Genomic DNA, 16,916 nt, shown 5'->3' with positions numbered 1-16,916 from the left:
ACGCGACACTGCCCCGCGCCCTCCGGGAGGGTGCGGGGCGGCGGGGTCGGGGCAGGTCAGCGGGCGGAGCGGTTGACCGCCGAGATGACCGCCTTCAGGGAGGCGCGGGTCGTGTTGGCGTCGATGCCGATGCCCCACAGGACCTTGCCGTCGATGGCGCACTCGATGTACGAGGCGGCCTGCGCGGAGGCGCCCTCGCTCATCGTGTGCTCCTGGTAGTCCAGCAGGCGGGCGTCGACGCCGACGGCCTGGAGGGCGGCGAAGAAGGCCGAGATCGGGCCGTTGCCGGAGCCGGTCAGGACGGTGTCGACGCCGTCCACGACCGCCTCGACGGTCAGGGTGTCCGTGCCGTCCGTGTCGGAGGTGGTCTGGCCGGAGCGCAGCTGGATGCGTCCCCAACGAGCCGCAGTGTTGTCCGGGTTGGGCAGGTACTCGTCCTGGAAGACGGACCAGATCGCGGCCGGCGTGACCTCGCCGCCCTCGCTGTCGGTCTTCTGCTGGATGATCCGGGAGAACTCGATCTGCATCCGGCGGGGCAGGTCCAGCTTGTGGTCGTTCTTCAGGACGTACGCGATGCCGCCCTTGCCGGACTGCGAGTTGACCCGGATGACGGCCTCGTAGGAGCGGCCGACGTCCTTCGGGTCGATCGGCAGGTACGGGACGGCCCACTCGATGTCGTCCACGGTCTTGCCCCGCGCGGCCGCGTCGGCCTCCATCGCGTCGAAGCCCTTCTTGATGGCGTCCTGGTGGGAGCCGGAGAAGGCGGTGTAGACCAGGTCGCCCGCGTAGGGGTGGCGCGGGTGGACCTCCATCTGGTTGCAGTACTCGCTGGTGCGGCGGATCTCGTCGATCTGCGAGAAGTCGATCTGCGGGTCGACGCCCTGGCTGAACAGGTTCATGCCCAGGGTCACCAGGTCGACGTTGCCGGTGCGCTCGCCCTGGCCGAACAGGCAGCCCTCGACGCGGTCGGCGCCGGCCATGACGGCCAGCTCGGCCGCCGCCACGGCGGTGCCGCGGTCGTTGTGCGGGTGGGCGGACAGGCAGACGTACTCCCGGCGGGTCAGGTTCCGGGACATCCACTCGAACCGGTCCGCGTGCGTGGACGGCGTCGAACGCTCCACGGTGGCGGGCAGGTTGAGGATGATCTCGCGGCCCGGGCCCGGCTGCCAGACGTCGCAGACGGCCTCGCAGACCTCCAGGGCGAAGTCCAGCTCGGTGTCGGTGAAGATCTCGGGGCTGTACTGGTAGCCGAAGGCCGTCTCCGGGCCCAGCAGCTTCTCCGCGTACTCCATCACCAGGCGCGTGCCGTCCACGGCGATCCGCTTGATGTCCTCCTTCGAGCCGCGGAAGACGACCCGGCGGAAGGTGGGCGCGGTGGCGTTGTACAGGTGGACGGTGGCGCGCCTGGCGCCGACCAGGGACTCCACGGTCCGCTCGATCAGGTCCTCGCGGGCCTGGGTCAGGACGGAGATGGTGACGTCGTCCGGGATCGCGCCCTCTTCGATGATGGAGCGCACGAAGGCGAAGTCGGTCTCGCCGGAGGAAGGGAAGCCGACCTCGATCTCCTTGTAGCCCATGCGTACGAGCAGGTCGAACATCTCGCGCTTGCGGGCCGGGGACATCGGGTCGATCAGGGCCTGGTTGCCGTCGCGCAGGTCGGTGGACAGCCAGCGGGGGGCCCGGGTGATGCGCCGGTCGGGCCAGGTGCGGTCGGGGATCTCGACGGCCTCGTACCGGCCGTACTTGTGGATCGGCATCCCGGACGGCTTCTGCAGCGGCGTCTCGTTGGTGACGGGCGTGGGGCGGCCGATGAACGGGGACTGCGACATTGCGTAGGGCTCCTCGGGTCCAGCGGGGGAGGACGGCCGACTGTCGAACGCAACACCAGGTCCCGCGGGGAGGGGGTCGGCCTACGACTACAGGCCCTCGCCGCGGCAGCTAAGGAGAAGCAGCCCGAAACGCATGATGTGCCGCAGCTTAGCCCAGGGACGTGGAAGCGGACGTCCCGTTCCAGTATGCGGGACGGCCGCGGAATCAAACTCGAACAGTGACGGATCACTCCATTTCGCCAATCACCGTCTCTCCTAGTGACAGGTCCGTCACGCGCTGCCACATTGCTGGAATGAGCGCACACACGCCTGTCTTCTGTTCGATCGTGCCGCCGCACCTCCTGGAGCACCTGGCCCGGTCCTCCGACGCCGCCGTGGCCGCCACCGCCCGCCGCACCCTGGCCGCGGACGCCTCGGCCCGCTCCGCCCGGGCGCTGTCCCGGCCGGGCTCTCCCCCGACGGCCGCGCCCCGCGCCGCCGCCGGGCCGCACCGCACCGTCCACGACTGCCGGCACGGCACCGACCTGCCGGGCGCGAAGGTCCGCGCCGAGGGCGGGGCGGCGACCCGCGACGCCTCCGTGAACCGCGCGTACGCGGGCCTCGGCGCCACCTTCGACCTCTTCCTGCACGCCTTCGGGCGCGACTCGATCGACGGCTCCGGACTCCCGCTGACCGCCTCCGTCCACTACGACCGGGACTACGCCAACGCCTTCTGGAACGGCGAGCAGATGGTGTTCGGGGACGGCGACGACGAGATCTTCCTCGACTTCACCCTGCCCGTGGACGTCATCGGCCACGAGCTGGCCCACGGCTTCACCCAGTACACGGCGAACCTGGAGTACTTCAGCCAGTCCGGCGCCCTCAACGAGTCGGTCTCGGACGTCTTCGGCTCCCTCGTGAAGCAGTACGCCCTCGGGCAGAGTGCCGAGGCGGCGGACTGGCTCATCGGCGAGGGCCTCTTCCACCCGGACGTGCGGGGCAGGGCGCTGCGCTCCATGAAGGCCCCGGGCACGGCGTACGACGACGATGTCCTCGGCAAGGACCCGCAGCCCGCCCACATGGACGACTACGTCCGCACGGGAAGCGACAACGGCGGGGTGCACATCAACTCCGGCATCCCCAACCACGCCTTCTACCTGGCGGCGACCGAGCTGGGCGGCAACGCCTGGGAGCGGGCCGGGCAGATCTGGTACGACGTGATGACCGGCGGCGCCCTCACCCCGGAGACCCGCTTCGCCGAGTTCGCGGCGGCGACGGCGAAGGCGGCGAAGGACCGGTACGGCGACGGGGCGGAGATCCAGGCCGTCCTGAAGTCCTGGGCCGCCGTGGGCGTGCCGGTGGACTGAGCCGGGGTAGGGAAGGGCTCATGCGGATTCGAGTGCGGCGCACGGGCGGTTTCGCGGGCATCGAGCGGTCGGCGGAGGTGGACACCGCGGGCCGCCCCGACGCCGGGGAGTGGACCGCCCTGGCGGGGGCGGTCCTCGCGGCGACCGACGGAGACGGTGACCGGTCCCGCGTCCCGGACGGCTTCTCGTACGAGATCACGATCGACGGCCGCACGGTCCGCTGCGGCGACCCGGACCTGACGGAAGCGCAGAGGACCCTCATCACGAGGGTCCTCAAGGAAGGCGCGTGACTGCTTACGGGTCTTAGAAGCCCAGCTTCCGGAGCTGCTTCGGGTCCCGCTGCCAGTCCTTCGCGACCTTCACGTGGAGGTCGAGGAAGACCGGGGTGCCGAGGAGGGCCTCGATGTGCTTGCGGGACTTCATGCCGACCTCCTTGAGGCGGCTGCCCTTGGGGCCGATGATGATGCCCTTCTGGCTGGGGCGCTCGATGTACACGTTGGCGTGGATGTCGAGCAGCGGCCGGTCCGCCGGGCGGTTCTCGCGGGGGATCATCTCCTCCACGACCACCGCGATGGAGTGCGGCAGCTCGTCCCGCACGCCTTCGAGCGCGGCCTCGCGGATCAGCTCCGCGACCATGACCTGCTCGGGCTCGTCCGTGAGGTCGCCCTCCGGGTAGAGCGGCGGGGACTCGGGGAGCAGCGGGACGAGCAGGTCCGCGACGAGCTGGACCTGCTTGTCGCCGACGGCCGAGACGGGGACGATCTCCTGCCACTCGAAGCCCAGCTCCCTGCCGAGCTGGTCGACGGCGATGAGCTGCTCGGCGAGCGTCTTGGAGTCGACCAGGTCGGTCTTGGTGATGATCGCGACCTTGGGGGTCTTCCTGATCTCCGCCAGTTCCTTGGCGATGAAGCGGTCGCCGGGGCCGAGCTTCTGGTCGGCGGGCAGGCAGAAGCCGATCACGTCGACCTCGGCCCAGGTGGTGCGCACGACGTCGTTGAGCCGCTCGCCCAGGAGGGTGCGCGGCTTGTGGAGGCCGGGGGTGTCGACCAGGATCAGCTGCGCGTCGGGGCGGTGCACGATGCCCCGGACGGTGTGCCGGGTGGTCTGCGGCCGGTTCGAGGTGATGGCCACCTTCTGGCCGACCAGAGCGTTCGTGAGGGTGGACTTGCCCGCGTTGGGGCGGCCGACGAAGCAGGCGAAGCCGGCCCGGTGGACGGCTTCGGTTTCTTGGTTGCGAGCGCTCATGGGGGCCATTGTCCCCGATGAGCGCCCGCGCCATGCACCCAGAGCCCGCGGGGGCTCGCGGTGAGGCCCCTCAGCCCGCCGTGACGGCGTGCCGCAGCCGTCCGTCCGGGCCCGCCAGCAGGACCGGGGTCTCCGGGCCGCCCAGGTCCCGCACGGCCGCGCGGTCCTCGTCCGAGGGCGCCTCGGCGGTGGTCACGACGGCCGCCGCCTCCAGGGACTCGGCGCCGCTGGCCACGGCCATCGCGACGGCGGTCCGCAGGGCGCTCAGCCTGAGCGAGTCGAGGGCCACGGTCCCCGCCACGTAGGTCCGGCCGGTCTCGTCGCGCACGGCCGCGCCCTCGGCCACGCCGTTGCGGGCCCGGGCGCTCCGCGCGAGGGTGATGATCTTGAGGTCCTCGGCGCCGAGGTCGCCGTGCTCGCTGCTGAGTGTCATGGACCGAGCATAGGTCGGGCCGCGGCCCGGCCCCGGGTCAGGGGCGGTCGAGGCGGAGCCGTACCGCCTTCGGCAGGCCGGCGACGACGAGGTCGTACGAGTCCTCGACCAGCTCCCGGACCATGGGGCCCGGGAGCCCCCCGACGGTCACGGTGTTCCAGTGCCGCTTGTTCATGTGGTAGCCGGGGGCGATCGCCGGGTGTTCCTCACGGAGCCGCACGGCCTCGTCCGGGTCGCACTTGAGGTTGACCTTCAGCGGCTCGGAGTCGAGCGCCGAGAGCGCGAAGAGCTTCCCGGCCACCTTGAAGACGGAGGTCTCCGGGCCGAAGGGGAACTCCTCCGTCGCGTCGTTGAACTCCAGGCAGAGGGCGCGCAGCTCGTCGGGGGTCACTCCGGCTCCTCGGGGGTCACTCGGGCTCCTTCTCCGCTCCGACCGGCTCCACCGGTTCCACGAGCACGGTGACGATCTTGTTCCGGCGGCCGGCCGGGGACTCGGCGGTCAGCCGCAGCGAACGCCCGTCGGGCAGCTCCACGACGGACTTCGCGCCCGCGATGGGGACGCGGCCCAGGGCCTTGGCGAGCAGGCCGCCGACGGTCTCCACGTCCTCGTCGTCGTACTCGTCGGGGCCCAGGCCGTAGAGCTCGCCGAGGTCCCCGATGTCGAGGCGGGCGGTGACCCGGTAGCGGTCCTCGCCGAGCTCCTGGACGGGCGGCAGCTCCCGGTCGTACTCGTCGGTGATCTCGCCGACGATCTCCTCCAGGATGTCCTCGATGGTGACGATGCCGGCCGTGCCGCCGTACTCGTCGACGACGACGGCCACGTGGTTGCGCTCCTGCTGCATCTCGCGCAGCAGGTCGCCGGCGTTCTTGGTGTCCGGCACGAAGGCGGCGGGCCGCATCGCGGTCGACACCAGGTCGGACTCCGACTCCCGGTTGACGTGGGTCCGGCGGGCCAGGTCCTTGAGGTACACGATGCCGACGATGTCGTCCTCGTTCTCGCCGGTGACCGGGATCCGGGAGAAGCCGGAGCGCAGGGCGAGGGTGAGGGCCTGGCGGACGGTCTTGTACCGCTCGATGCAGATCAGGTCGGTGCGGGGCACCATCACCTCGCGCACGAGGGTGTCGCCCAGCTCGAAGACGGAGTGCACCATGCGGCGCTCGTCGTCCTCGATCAGCGACTCCTGCTCGGCGAGGTCGACCAGGGCCCGCAGCTCGGCCTCGGAGGCGAAGGGGCCCTTGCGGAAGCCCTTGCCGGGGGTGAGCGCGTTGCCGATGAGGATCAGGAGCTGCGGGATCGGGCCCATGATCCGGGCGAGCGGCACCAGGACGTACGCGGCGGCCGTCGCCGTGTTCAGCGGGTGCTGGCGGCCGATGGTGCGCGGCGAGACGCCGACGGCCACGTACGAGACGAGGACCATGACGGCGATGGCGACGAGGAGCGCCTCCCAGGTCTCCGGGAAGGCCTCCAGGCAGGCGTACGTGACGAGGACGCCGGCCGCCATCTCGCAGGCGACGCGGACCAGCAGCGCCACGTTGAGGTAGCGGGTCGGGTCGGAGGCGACCCGGGCGAGCTTCTCGGCCCCGCGCCGCCCGGACCGCACGGCCTCGGCGGCGCGGAAGCTGGAGATCCGGGCGAGACCGGCCTCGGCGCAGGCGGCGAGCCAGGCCACGACGACCAGGGCGACCGCCCCGAGGATCAGCGAAACGTCCATCGGGGTCAGGAGACGGTCGGCGCCGGGGAGGGGCCCGTCAGGCCCTTCTCCGCGCGCCAGCCGTCGACGATCGCCGCCTGGAGGCCGAACATCTCGGCCTTCTCGTCGGGCTCCTCGTGGTCGTACCCGAGGAGGTGCAGCACCCCGTGGACGGTGAGGAGCTGGAGCTCCTCGTCCATGGAGTGCTGCGTCGGCGCGTCCTTGCCCTGCTGGGTGGCGACCTCGGGGCAGAGCACGATGTCGCCGAGGAGCCCCTGCGGGGGCTCCGCGTCGTCCTTCGCCGGCGGACGCAGCTCGTCCATCGGGAAGGACATGACGTCCGTGGGGCCGGGCAGGTCCATCCACTGGATGTGGAGCTGCTCCATCGCCTCCGCGTCCACGACGATCACCGAGAGCTCGGAGAGGGGGTGGATGCGCATGCGCGCGAGCGCGTAGCGGGCGATGTCGAGGATCGACTGCTCGTCGACCTCGGTGCCGGACTCGTTGTTGACGTCGATCGACATGGTGGTTCTGTGACTACTTCCCGTTGCGGCCGTTGCGGCTGTCGTACTGCTCGTACGCGTCGACGATACGGCCGACGAGCTTGTGCCGGACGACATCCTGCGACGTGAGCGTGGAGAAGTGGACGTCCTGGACCCCGTCGAGGATGTCGCGGACCTGCCGCAGACCGCTCTTCGTCCCGTTCGGCAGGTCGACCTGGGTGACGTCACCGGTGATGACGATCTTCGAGTCGAAGCCGAGGCGGGTGAGGAACATCTTCATCTGCTCGGGGTTCGTGTTCTGCGCCTCGTCCAGGATGATGAACGCGTCGTTGAGCGTGCGACCCCTCATGTACGCCAGGGGCGCGACCTCGATCGTCCCGCTCGCCATGAGCTTGGGGATCGAGTCGGGGTCGAGCATGTCGTGCAGGGCGTCGTAGAGCGGGCGCAGGTACGGGTCGATCTTCTCGTAGAGCGTGCCCGGCAGGAAGCCGAGCCGCTCGCCCGCCTCGACGGCGGGCCTGGTCAGGATGATCCGGTTGACCTGCTTGGACTGCAGGGCCTGGACCGCCTTGGCCATGGCGAGGTAGGTCTTGCCGGTGCCCGCGGGGCCGATGCCGAAGACGATCGTGTGCTTGTCGATGGCGTCGACGTACCGCTTCTGGTTGAGCGTCTTGGGGCGGATCGTGCGTCCCCGGCTGGAGAGGATGTTCTGCGTGAGCACCTCGGCGGGAGTCTCCTCGCCGCCCTCCGCCGATCCGTCCCCGCTCGCCCTGAGCATGGCGATCGAGCGTTCCACTGCGTCCTCCGTCATCGGCTGACCGGTGCGGAGCACCAGCATCATCTCGTCGAACAGGCGCTGGATCAGGGCGACTTCCGTCGCGTCGCCGACCGCGCTGACCTGATTGCCCCGGACGTGGATGTCGGTGTCCGGGAAGGAGCGCTCGATCACGCGGAGCAGGGCGTCCCCGGAGCCGAGGAGGGTCACCATCGGATGCTTGGCGGGGACGGTGAAGTGGGCGCGGGCCTGTCCGCGCGCCCCGTCGTGGGGCGCTCCGTCGTGGGCTGTGGGTGTGTGAGTCATGGGCCGGCACTGTGGCCTGCACATACCTCCCGTCGCAGGGTTCTCGCTGCTCGACAACCTCTCGACCACCAAGCCTACGACTTGGTACCGACGGTGCCTAAGGGGTTTACGGAGGACCGTTCGAGTGGCGTGCCCTCCTTCGAGGGGCGTCCTGGGAGGGGCGTCCTACGAAGCGGCCGCGCGGAAGCCGATCGTCGGGACCGCCCGGCGCAGCGGCCAGGGGCGGCCGGGGGCGGGCAGGAGGCGCTCCAGGAAGGCGTAGCGGCCGCGCAGGGCCTCGGGGTCCTGCCGGGAGTCGCCCTGGGCCCGCTGCCACCAGGCGGCGATCTCGTCCCAGGTGGGGGCGGAGAGGGAGCCGCCGAACTCCTGGACGGAGAGGGCGGCGGTGAGCCCGGCGAAGGCGAGCCGGTCGGCGAGGGGCCAGTCGGCGAGGGTGCCGGTGACGAAACCGGCGACGAAGACGTCCCCGGCGCCGGTCGGGTCGAGGGCGGGGACCTGGATGGCGGGGACCTCGGCGGTCTCGCCGGTGGCGCCGTCGACGGCGTAGGCGCCCTCGGCACCGAGGGTGACCACGGCGTAGCGGACCTTGTCGGCGAGGGCGCGGGCGGCGGCCCGGGGGCAGTCGGTGCGGGTGTAGCGCATCGCCTCGGCGGCGTTGGGCAGGAACGCCTCGCAGTGCTCCAGGTCGGGGAGGGCCGCCAGGTCCCAGCGGCCGGTGTCGTCCCAGCCGACGTCGGCGAAGACCTTGGCGCCGGCGCGGGCGGCCTGGGCGACCCACTCCTCGGGGCGGCCGGGGGCCAGGGAGGCGACGGCCGCGCGCGCGTGCGGCGGGTAGGCGGGCAGGGCGCCGTCGGGCGGCGGGGCCTCGTGGCCGTGGGAGACCATCGTGCGCTCGCCCTCGTAGGCCATGGAGACGGTGACCGGGGAGTGCCAGCCGGGGACCGTGCGGGAGAAGGAGAGGTCGATGCCCTCGCCCTGCTCCAGGGCGTCCCAGCAGTACTCGCCGTAGTGGTCGTCGCCGAAGGCGGCGGCGAGGGAGGTGTGCAGGCCGAGACGGGCGAGCGCGGTGGCCATGTTGGCGACGCCGCCGGGGCTGGAGCCCATGCCGCGGGCCCAGGACTCGGTGCCGCGGACGGGGGCGCTGTCGAGGCCGGTGAAGATGATGTCCAGGAAGACCGTGCCGGTCAGGAAGACGTCACAGGCGGGGTCCGTGGGCTCGCGGAGGCGCTCCAGCGGATCGACCTCGGCGTCGTGGTGCGGCTGCTCTCCCCTGGCTGTGGTCACGGCGGACTCCCCGGTCGCGGTGTGGATCCGCCCAGTGTGCCCGATGGGGGGCGGGAGGTGGGTGGGACTCACGGGGAGGAACGCCTGCGGCGGGCCTTCCACCCCACCCCGCCCCTTCCCGAAACCGGGGGCGAGCCCCCGGACCCCGTACGGCCTTCGGCCGTGTCCTCAAACGCCGGACGGGCTGAAGTTCAGCCCGTCGGCATTTGAAGCGCGGGGTCCGGGGCGGAGCCCCGGTTTCGGGAAGGGGCGGGGTGGGGGAGAAGCCCGCCGCAGGCGCCCCGGCCCCGCACTCGACCCGCCCCGCCCGCACCTACGCCCCGCCACCCCCGAACTCGTACGCCTCCACCTCCGCCAGATACCGCTCCCGCCGCTCCTCCTCGTCCTCCAGGAACGACGCCCGGAAGGAGTTCCGGGCCAGTTCGCGGAGCTGCTCCTCCGTGAGGCCGAGCGCGTCGCGGACGCCGTCGTAGTTGTCGCCCGCGTAGCCGCCGAAGTAGGCGGGGTCGTCGGAGTTGACGGTGACGAGGAGGCCGGCCGACATCATCGCGCGGAGCGGATGGTCGGCGAGGGTGTCGATGACGCGGAGGCGGACGTTCGACAGGGGGCAGAGGGTGAGCGGGACCCGCTCGCGGGCGAGCCGGGCGACGAGGTCGGGGTCGTCCATGCAGCGCAGGCCGTGGTCGATCCGCTCGACGCCGAGGACGTCGAGGGCCTCGCGGACGTACGCCGCGGGGCCCTCCTCGCCCGCGTGGGCGACGCGGCGCAGGCCGAGCCGGGCGGCCTCCTCGTACACCTCGCGGAACTTGGCGGGCGGATGGCCGACCTCGGCCGAGTCGAGGCCGACGCCGGTGATCCGGTCCAGGTGGGGCTTCGCGGCCTCCAGGGTGGCGAGGGCCGACTCGGCGGACTCGTCGCGCAGGAAGCACATGATGAGCCGGGTGGAGATCCCGTACCGCTCCTCGGCGCGGTCGAGGGAGGCGGTCAGGCCCTCGATCACGGTGCCGATCGGGACGCCGCGGGCGGTGTGCGCCTGAGGGTCGAAGAAGATCTCTGCGTGCCGGACGCCCTGGGCCGCGGCCCGCTCCAGGTAGGCGTCGGCGAGTTCGGTGAAGTCCCCAGCGGTGCGCAGGACCGCCATCAGGCCGTAGTACAGGTCCAGGAAGGACTGGAGGTCGCTGAAGCGGTACGCCTCGCGCAGGGCGTCGGTGTCCGCGTACGGCAGGGTGACGCCGTTGCGCGCGGCGAGCGCGAAGGCCAGCTCGGGTTCGAGGGTGCCTTCGATGTGGAGGTGCAGTTCGGCCTTGGGGAGGGGCATGTTCACGTTCGTTTCGGTACGGGGACCCGCATGAGGTCCTGGGCAATGCTCAGCTCGCCGTCGAACCCGGCCGCCCGCGCCTGCCGTTCGAACGCGGCGGGGTCGTGGTAGCGCTGCGAGAAGTGGGTGAGGACGAGGTGCCGCACGCCCGCGTCCCGGGCGACCGCGGCGGCCTGTCCGGCCGTCAGGTGGCCGTGGTCGGTGGCGAGGCGGACGTCCTCGTCGAGGAAGGTCGACTCGATGACGAGCATGTCGGCGCCCTCGGCGAGGGCGTGCACGCCCTCGCAGAGCCGGGTGTCCATGACGAAGGCGAAGCGCTGTCCGCGCCGGACCTCGCTGACCTCGTCGAGGGTGACGCCGTCCAGGACGCCGTCGCGCTGGATCCGGCCCACGTCGGGGCCCTTGATGCCGTGCGCGGCGAGCCTCTCGGGCAGGATGCGGCGCCCGTCGGGCTCGACGAGCCGGTAGCCGTACGACTCGACGGGGTGGGAGAGCCGGTGCGCTTCCAGGGTGTACGCGTCGGTGACGGCGAGCGGCCCGTCGGCGGCGACGGGCGCCTCCACCAGCCGCACGGTCTCGCGGTAGGCCGTGGCGTACCGCAGCCGCTCGAAGAAGCGCTGTCCGCTCGCCGGGTAGTGGGCGGTGACCGGGTGCGGGACCTGGTCGAGGTTGATCCGCTGGATCACCCCGGCCAGGCCGAGCGAGTGGTCGCCGTGGAAGTGCGTGACGCAGATCCGGTCGAGGTCGTGCGCGGCGACCCCGGCCCGCAGCATCTGGCGCTGGGTGCCCTCGCCGGGGTCGAACATGATCCCCTGGCCGTCCCAGCGCAGCAGGTAGCCGTTGTGGTTGCGGTGCCGGGTCGGGACCTGGCTCGCGGTCCCGAGGACGACCAGTTCGCGTACGGACACGGCTTATCCGGGGGGCCAGGTGAGGCCGCGGCCGCCCAGGACGTGCGCGTGGGCGTGGAAGACGGTCTGGCCCGCGCCCGCGCCGGTGTTGAGGACGATGCGGTAGCCGCTGTCCTCGGTCCCCTCCTGGGCGGCGACCCGGCCGGCCTCGCGCAGCAGGTCGGCCGCCACGGTCGGCTCGGCGGCGGCGAGGGAGGCGGCGTCCGGGTAGTGGAGGCGCGGGATCACCAGGACGTGGGTGGGCGCCTGGGGGTTGATGTCGCGGAACGCGACGGTCGTCTCCGTCTCGCGCACGATCGTCGCGGGCACCTCCCTCGACACGATCTTGCAGAACAGGCAGTCGCTCTGCGGCTCTCCGGCCATGGTCCGGGCCTCCTCGCCTCCGTCGATCAGTACAGACGCATGCTATCGGCCGCCGCCGACGGCCCCTTTCCCCCGGCCCGGTCAGTCCTTCGGCGCGCGCCGGTTCAGGAACGAGCGGCTCACCCAGTACGTGATGACCACGCCCCAGAACAGCGGCGCCCCGAGCCCGCCGACCACGCCCGCGTCGAGGGACCAGAGGGCCATCGTCACCACCGAGTGGAGCCCGAGCAGCCCCACGGCCGTCGCCATGGCGATCACCGGCCGGCAGCCGCGCGCCACGAGCAGCAGAGGACGGCGCAGCCGGGGCGGCAGCCGGCGGCCCATCCACAGCACCCAACCGCCCCAGGCGCCGACGAGGACGGCCGCGCCGATCAGGAACGGGACGACCGCCTCGGCCCCGGTCGCGCCGGTGCGGACGGGAGCGGAGCCGAGCGCGGAGGCGACGAAGCCGATCAGGGCGACCCAGCGGGCCCCGGCGGCGGTGTTCCAGGCCATGGCCTCCAGGTTGTAGCGGGCCTTGCGGTCCTGGAGGTCGAGCGCGGCGGAGGCGACGAACCCCTCGGCGGCCTGCGTCCACGCCCCGCGCCGGAACCAGCGCCGCCGCAGCCGGAGCAGCGAGAGGTTGTTGTGGGCCTCGCTGCTCTGCGGGTTGAGGCGCAGCGCCGTCTCGTACGCCCGCTGCGCGGTGGCGTGGTCGCCCCGGCGCTGGGCGGTGAGGCCGACCAGGAAGTGGGCCGCGTCCTCCTCGGGCGCGAGGTTCACGGCGGTCCGGGCCGCCTCGTACGCCTCGACGGTACGCGCGGGCGTGCGGGCGTGTTCGCCGTGCTCCGCGAGGGCGGTGCCGAGCGCGTAGTGGGTGCCCCAGTACTGCGGGGCGAGCGCGACGGCGTGCCGGGCGGTGGACTCGGCCTCTTGGTAGTGCTTCTGGGAGAGGAGGACCTGGACGCGCATCAGCCAGGCGCCGAGCAGTTCGGGCTCGGCGCGCAGCGCCTGGTCCACGGCGGCCAGGGCGGCGGGGTGGGCGCCGCTCCGGTGGTGGCAGCGGGCGAGCAGGACGAGGGCCTCGGCGTCCTCGGGGTCGGTCGCCAGGTGCTGGGCGGCCAGCGCCCCGGCCTGCTCGTACCGCCCGGCCTCGTACAGCGCCTCGGCGCGCCGCAGCGCGGTGCCGTGGGCGCCCCGGGCCTCCGCCCCGCTCACAGCTTGCGCTTCCGCTTGAGGTGGGCGAGCAGGTCGTCGTAGAGGCCGCCCTCGTTGGCGAACATGGCGACGTTCCGGGCGGCGGCGAACCACGGCTCCGTGGACGGCTTGATCTGCTTGGCCGCGCCGAGCAGGTCCTTGGTGGTGATCAGGCGTACGGAGCCGCTGCGGGCGGAGTCGAGGAGGGCGGCCTCGGCGGCCGTCTCGCAGACGTGCGCGAGGTCGGCGCCGGAGAAGTCCTCGGTGGCCTTGACGAGCTTGCCGAGGTCGACGGCCTCGATGGGCCGCTCGCGCAGGTGGTAGCGGAGGATCGCCTCGCGCGCGGCGGCGTCCGGCGGCAGCACGAGCAGGGTGCGGTCGAGGCGGCCGGGGCGGCGCAGGGCGATGTCCACGTCCCAGGGGACGTTGGTGGCGGCGAGCACGAAGACGCCCTCGTTCCCGGCGCCGCTCGCGATGCCGTCGAGCTCGGTGAGGAGCTGGTTGACGACGTTGCGCAGGCCGCTGTGGTGAGTACGGGAGCGCTTGGCGCCGAGGGCGTCCAGCTCGTCGAGGAAGACGACGCAGGGGGCCTGGCGGCGGGCGGTCTCGAAGATGTCGTGGATGTTCTTCTCGGAGGCGCCGATCCACATGTCGAGGACGTCGGAGAGCGAGACGGTGAGGAAGCTCGCGCCCAGCTCGCCCGCGACGGCCCGGGCGATGAAGGTCTTGCCGCAGCCGGGCGGGCCGTAGAGGAGCAGGCCGCCGCGCAGCGACTTGCCGTAGAGCCTGCGCAGTTCGGGGTTGCGCATGGGGGCGAGGAAGGCGGCCTCCAGGCGGTCCTTGACCTCCTCCATGCCGCCGACGTCGGCGAGGCGGACGGAGCCGGGGGCGTCGACGTCCCAGGCGGCCGCGTCCCCGGCGGTCCCGTCGCCGTCGGCGGCCTGCGGGTCCTCCAGGAAGCGGGGTCCGACGAGGTCCTGGACCTGCTGCTCGGCGGCGTTCCAGTCGAAGGAGGGGGCGGGGACGCTCGGCGCGGGCGCGTCCGGGGCGGATCCGTCCGGGGCGGGGGCGCTCGGCGCGGGGGCCGGGTCCTCCGCGGCGGGCAGCCCCATCGCGCGGACCATCAGGGCGCGGGCGGCCGCGTCCCCGGGCGCGTGCTGGAGGGCGACGGCCGCCTCGGCGACGGCCTCGTCGTTGCGTCCCTCCGCGAGGAGGAGTTCGGCGAAGTGGAGACGCAGGGGTACGTCGCCGGGGGCGGCGGCCACGGCGGCGCGGAGACTGCGGATCAGGGGGGACTCGTCGGCCATGCGGCCACCCTAAGGAGCCCCCCGGGGGTGTCGTCCACCGGGTTCGCCCCGGGCCCCCGCGGGCGCCCTCCGTACACTGCGCCGCATGAGACGGGACGGGGCGCTGCGCGGACTGACGGTCGACGACGGCACGGTCTGGCTCTGGAACGTCCGGCACCGGCACCCCGACTGCCGGACCGTGCTGGCCCTGCGCCGCGCCGGGTCCCCGCACGCCGTGCTCCGGCTGGTCTTCCGGGAGGCGCCGGGCCGTGCGGTGGCCGGCTTCACGATGGGCCGGCACGAGGTGCTCGCCGCCGGGGGCGGTTGGCTCAACCTCGACGAGCCCGGGGTCGCCCGCCGGTTCCTCGACGCGGCGGTTGCCCGCGGCCTCGTCCCCACCGCGAACGGGACGCGGGAGGAGGACGGCTGGCCGCTCTTCGACGAGCTGACGGCCGGGGCGGGCTGACGGCCGGCACGGCTGACGGCTTCGGGGGCTGGCGGTCGGCGCGGGCGGACGGCTTCGGGGGCTGCCGGCCGGCGCGGGCGGACGGCTTCGGGGCTGACAGCCGGCGCGGGCGGACGGCTTCGGGGGCCGGCGGTCGACGCGCCTCGGCCTTCGGGTGTCGGTCCTAGCTCCAGCGGCCCGTCCGGCCCAGGACCAGGGCCGTCGCCGCCGTGCCCGCCGTGGAGGTGCGCAGCACGCTGCGGCCCAGCCGGTACGGCTTCGCCCCGGCCGCCGCGAAGGCGGCCAGCTCCTCCGGGGAGACCCCGCCCTCGGGCCCGACGACCAGGACGACCGACCCCTTCGCGGGGAGGTCGGCGGTGGCGAGCGCGCCGCTGGGGTGGTCGCGGTCCTCGTGCAGGACGGCCGCGAAGTCGGCCTCCGCGAGGAGGGCGGCGACCTGCTTGGTCGTCATGAGGTCGGCGACCTCGGGGAAGCGGGTGCGGCGCGACTGCTTGCCGGCCTCGCGCGCGGTGGACCGCCACTTGGCGAGCGCCTTGAGGCCCCGGTCGCCCTTCCACTGCGTGATGCAGCGGGAGGCGGCCCACGGGACGATCGCGTCCACGCCGGTCTCCGTCATGGTCTCGACGGCCAGCTCGCCCCGGTCGCCCTTGGGGAGCGCCTGGACGACGGTGATCCGGGGCTCCTCCTCCGGGTCCTCGTGGACCTCGGCGACCCGTACGGTCAGTCGGTCCTTGCCCTCGGTGGCGAGCACCTCGCAGGCGGCCCAGCGGCCCCGGCCGTCGACGAGGACCAGCTCCTCGCCCTCCCGCAGCCGCTTCACGGAGACGGCGTGCCGCCCCTCGGGGCCGTCCAGGAGGAAGTTCCCGGCGCCGGGGACGGCGTCGACGACGAAGACGGGTGCGGTCACGGGGTGCTCCTGTGGGCCAGTTCCGAGAGGGCGGTGTCGAGTTCGGCGGCGAGGACCTCCACCAGCCGCCCGGCGGGGAGTTCGCGGGCGAGGCGGTGGCCCTGGCCGGCCCAGAGGGCCATGCCCTGGGCGTCGCCCGCGGTGGCGGCGGCCTTGCGCAGCGGGGCGGTGAGGTGGTGGACCTCGGGGTAGGCGGCGGGGGCGTACGGGCCGTGCTCGCGCGTGAAGCGGTTGACGAGGCCGCGCGCCGGGCGCCCGGAGAAGGCCCGGGTGAGGGCGGTGCGGGTGAACAGCGGGTCGGTCAGGGCCCGCTTGTGCAGCGGGTGGGCGCCCGACTCGGGGCAGGCGAGGAAGGCGGTGCCGAGCTGGGCGGCGTCGGCCCCGGCCGCGAGGACGGCGGCGATCTGGGCGCCGCGCATGATCCCGCCGGCGGCGACGAGCGGGAGGCGGACGTTCTCGCGGACCTGGGTGACGAGGGCGAGCAGACCGGTGCCGGGCGTGCCGTCCTCGTCCGGGTCGTCGCGGTGGGTCCCCTGGTGCCCGCCGGCCTCGACGCCCTGGACGCAGACGGCGTCGGCCCCGGCGCGCTCGGCGGCCAGGGCCTCCTCGGCGGAGGTGACGGTGACGATCGTGTACGTACCGGCGCGGGCGAAGGCGGCGAGGGCCTCGGGCGCGGGGCAGCCGAAGGTGAAGGAGACGACGGGGACCGGGTCCTCCAGGAGGATGGCCAGCTTGGCGTCGTAGGCGTCGTCGCGGGAGTCGTCGGTCTCGCCGAGCGGGGTCCGGTACCAGTCGGCCTCCCCGGCGAGCTGGTGGCGGTAGACCTCGACGGCGGCCGGGTCGGCGGGCCGTCCGGTCTGCGGCATGAAGAGGTTGACGCCGAAGGGGCGTGCGGTGAGCCCGCGCACCTGCTTGATCTCCTGGTACAGCCCTCCGGCCGTCTTGTAGCCGCCGGCCAGGAAGCCGAGCGCCCCGGCCTCGCAGACGGCTCCGGCGAGCTCGGGACAGGAGGCGCCACCCGCCATGGGGGCCTGCACGATCGGGATCCGGGAGAGATCGTTCAGTGCGGTGGTGGACATA

General features: G+C 73.1%; 18 protein-coding genes. 3 read left to right on the top strand and 15 right to left on the bottom strand.

Features of this window, described 5'->3' with window-relative positions:
* Nucleotides 1-56: 56 nt before the first annotated feature.
* Nucleotides 57-1,829, bottom strand: coding sequence for a 2-isopropylmalate synthase (gene leuA / locus ACIP5O_RS05905; RefSeq protein WP_401289047.1), 1,773 nt, complete (start codon nt 1,827-1,829; stop codon nt 57-59).
* Nucleotides 1,830-2,122: 293 nt separating this feature from the next.
* On the opposite strand from leuA, the gene ACIP5O_RS05900 reads away from it, so the two are divergent.
* Together ACIP5O_RS05900 and ACIP5O_RS05895 are read left to right on the top strand one after the other, a co-directional pair.
* Nucleotides 2,123-3,175, top strand: a complete 1,053-nt coding sequence (locus ACIP5O_RS05900) for a M4 family metallopeptidase (protein ID WP_401289044.1) — start codon at nt 2,123-2,125, stop codon at nt 3,173-3,175.
* 20 nt (nt 3,176-3,195) lie between these two features.
* The gene (locus ACIP5O_RS05895; RefSeq protein WP_401289042.1) at nt 3,196-3,465 is read left to right on the top strand and encodes a protealysin inhibitor emfourin; all 270 of its coding nucleotides are present in this window, start codon (nt 3,196-3,198) and stop codon (nt 3,463-3,465) included.
* A gap of 13 nt (nt 3,466-3,478) precedes the next feature.
* Here ACIP5O_RS05895 and era read toward each other — a convergent pair whose 3' ends face one another.
* The 12 genes from era to ACIP5O_RS05835 form a co-directional block, all read right to left on the bottom strand.
* Nucleotides 3,479-4,429: a GTPase Era gene (gene era, locus ACIP5O_RS05890; protein WP_401289039.1), complete on the bottom strand. Its 951-nt coding sequence runs from the start codon at nt 4,427-4,429 to the stop codon at nt 3,479-3,481.
* Between the two features lie 61 nt (nt 4,430-4,490).
* Nucleotides 4,491-4,853, bottom strand: a complete 363-nt coding sequence (locus ACIP5O_RS05885; protein WP_356544736.1) for a cytidine deaminase — start codon at nt 4,851-4,853, stop codon at nt 4,491-4,493.
* Between the two features lie 37 nt (nt 4,854-4,890).
* Nucleotides 4,891-5,244, bottom strand: a complete 354-nt coding sequence (locus tag ACIP5O_RS05880; RefSeq protein WP_401289036.1) for an MmcQ/YjbR family DNA-binding protein — start codon at nt 5,242-5,244, stop codon at nt 4,891-4,893.
* A 16-nt stretch (nt 5,245-5,260) separates the two neighbouring features.
* Nucleotides 5,261-6,565 carry a hemolysin family protein gene (locus tag ACIP5O_RS05875; protein ID WP_356544740.1) on the bottom strand — a complete coding sequence of 435 codons (1,305 nt, stop codon included), beginning with the start codon at nt 6,563-6,565 and terminating at the stop codon, nt 5,261-5,263.
* 5 nt (nt 6,566-6,570) lie between these two features.
* Nucleotides 6,571-7,068 (bottom strand): rRNA maturation RNase YbeY, encoded by a 498-nt coding sequence (gene ybeY, locus ACIP5O_RS05870; protein WP_030211030.1) that lies wholly within the window; start codon nt 7,066-7,068, stop codon nt 6,571-6,573.
* Nucleotides 7,069-7,081: 13 nt separating this feature from the next.
* On the bottom strand, nt 7,082-8,128 hold the full coding sequence (locus tag ACIP5O_RS05865; protein WP_401289033.1) for a PhoH family protein: 1,047 nt from the start codon (nt 8,126-8,128) through the stop codon (nt 7,082-7,084).
* 165 nt (nt 8,129-8,293) lie between these two features.
* On the bottom strand, nt 8,294-9,412 hold the full coding sequence (locus ACIP5O_RS05860; RefSeq protein WP_401289030.1) for a carbohydrate kinase family protein: 1,119 nt from the start codon (nt 9,410-9,412) through the stop codon (nt 8,294-8,296).
* Nucleotides 9,413-9,725: 313 nt separating this feature from the next.
* Nucleotides 9,726-10,730: an adenosine deaminase gene (locus ACIP5O_RS05855; protein WP_401289363.1), complete on the bottom strand. Its 1,005-nt coding sequence runs from the start codon at nt 10,728-10,730 to the stop codon at nt 9,726-9,728.
* A 2-nt stretch (nt 10,731-10,732) separates the two neighbouring features.
* Complete coding sequence (locus ACIP5O_RS05850) at nt 10,733-11,638, bottom strand: ribonuclease Z (RefSeq protein WP_401289027.1); 906 nt, start codon at nt 11,636-11,638, stop codon at nt 10,733-10,735.
* Nucleotides 11,639-11,641: 3 nt separating this feature from the next.
* The gene (locus tag ACIP5O_RS05845) at nt 11,642-12,001 is read right to left on the bottom strand and encodes a histidine triad nucleotide-binding protein (RefSeq protein WP_401289024.1); all 360 of its coding nucleotides are present in this window, start codon (nt 11,999-12,001) and stop codon (nt 11,642-11,644) included.
* A gap of 81 nt (nt 12,002-12,082) precedes the next feature.
* A complete protein-coding gene (locus ACIP5O_RS05840) occupies nt 12,083-13,198 on the bottom strand; it encodes a tetratricopeptide repeat protein (protein WP_401289021.1) in 1,116 nt (371 codons plus the stop codon).
* On the bottom strand, nt 13,195-14,484 hold the full coding sequence (locus ACIP5O_RS05835) for an ATP-binding protein (protein ID WP_401289019.1): 1,290 nt from the start codon (nt 14,482-14,484) through the stop codon (nt 13,195-13,197). The genes ACIP5O_RS05840 and ACIP5O_RS05835 overlap by 4 nt, the downstream gene beginning before the upstream one ends.
* Before the next feature lie 85 nt (nt 14,485-14,569).
* Here ACIP5O_RS05835 and ACIP5O_RS05830 point away from each other — a divergent pair, with 85 nt between their 5' ends.
* A complete protein-coding gene (locus tag ACIP5O_RS05830) occupies nt 14,570-14,929 on the top strand; it encodes a hypothetical protein (RefSeq protein ID WP_401289016.1) in 360 nt (119 codons plus the stop codon).
* A 163-nt stretch (nt 14,930-15,092) separates the two neighbouring features.
* On the opposite strand, the gene ACIP5O_RS05825 is transcribed toward ACIP5O_RS05830, so the two are convergent.
* Nucleotides 15,093-15,836, bottom strand: coding sequence for a 16S rRNA (uracil(1498)-N(3))-methyltransferase (locus tag ACIP5O_RS05825; protein ID WP_401289013.1), 744 nt, complete (start codon nt 15,834-15,836; stop codon nt 15,093-15,095).
* Nucleotides 15,833-16,915, bottom strand: coding sequence for a nitronate monooxygenase (locus ACIP5O_RS05820; protein WP_356544756.1), 1,083 nt, complete (start codon nt 16,913-16,915; stop codon nt 15,833-15,835). Before ACIP5O_RS05820 ends, ACIP5O_RS05825 begins: the two co-directional genes overlap by 4 nt.
* Nucleotide 16,916: the final 1 nt, after the last annotated feature.

Origin of the sequence: Streptomyces sp. NPDC088915 (assembly GCF_044749825.1) — a bacterium.
Lineage (GTDB): Bacteria > Actinomycetota > Actinomycetes > Streptomycetales > Streptomycetaceae > Streptomyces.
The sequence above is the reverse complement of the archived record's forward strand: the minus strand, read 5'-3'. Positions and strand labels throughout refer to the sequence as shown.

Bases quoted from the DNA above. Each gene is read 5' to 3' on its own strand.
- ACIP5O_RS05830 (WP_401289016.1), top strand. From the start codon at position 14,570: ATGAGACGGGACGGGGCGCTGCGCGGACTGACGGTCGACGACGGCACG.
- ACIP5O_RS05865 (WP_401289033.1), bottom strand. From the start codon at position 8,128: ATGACTCACACACCCACAGCCCACGACGGAGCGCCCCACGACGGGGCG.
- leuA (WP_401289047.1), bottom strand. From the start codon at position 1,829: ATGTCGCAGTCCCCGTTCATCGGCCGCCCCACGCCCGTCACCAACGAG.
- ACIP5O_RS05885 (WP_356544736.1), bottom strand. From the start codon at position 4,853: ATGACACTCAGCAGCGAGCACGGCGACCTCGGCGCCGAGGACCTCAAG.
- ACIP5O_RS05820 (WP_356544756.1), bottom strand. From the start codon at position 16,915: ATGTCCACCACCGCACTGAACGATCTCTCCCGGATCCCGATCGTGCAG.
- ACIP5O_RS05895 (WP_401289042.1), top strand. From the start codon at position 3,196: ATGCGGATTCGAGTGCGGCGCACGGGCGGTTTCGCGGGCATCGAGCGG.
- ybeY (WP_030211030.1), bottom strand. From the start codon at position 7,068: ATGTCGATCGACGTCAACAACGAGTCCGGCACCGAGGTCGACGAGCAG.
- ACIP5O_RS05855 (WP_401289363.1), bottom strand. From the start codon at position 10,730: ATGCCCCTCCCCAAGGCCGAACTGCACCTCCACATCGAAGGCACCCTC.
- ACIP5O_RS05845 (WP_401289024.1), bottom strand. From the start codon at position 12,001: ATGGCCGGAGAGCCGCAGAGCGACTGCCTGTTCTGCAAGATCGTGTCG.
- ACIP5O_RS05875 (WP_356544740.1), bottom strand. From the start codon at position 6,565: ATGGACGTTTCGCTGATCCTCGGGGCGGTCGCCCTGGTCGTCGTGGCC.
- ACIP5O_RS05900 (WP_401289044.1), top strand. From the start codon at position 2,123: ATGAGCGCACACACGCCTGTCTTCTGTTCGATCGTGCCGCCGCACCTC.
- ACIP5O_RS05835 (WP_401289019.1), bottom strand. From the start codon at position 14,484: ATGGCCGACGAGTCCCCCCTGATCCGCAGTCTCCGCGCCGCCGTGGCC.
- era (WP_401289039.1), bottom strand. From the start codon at position 4,429: ATGGCCCCCATGAGCGCTCGCAACCAAGAAACCGAAGCCGTCCACCGG.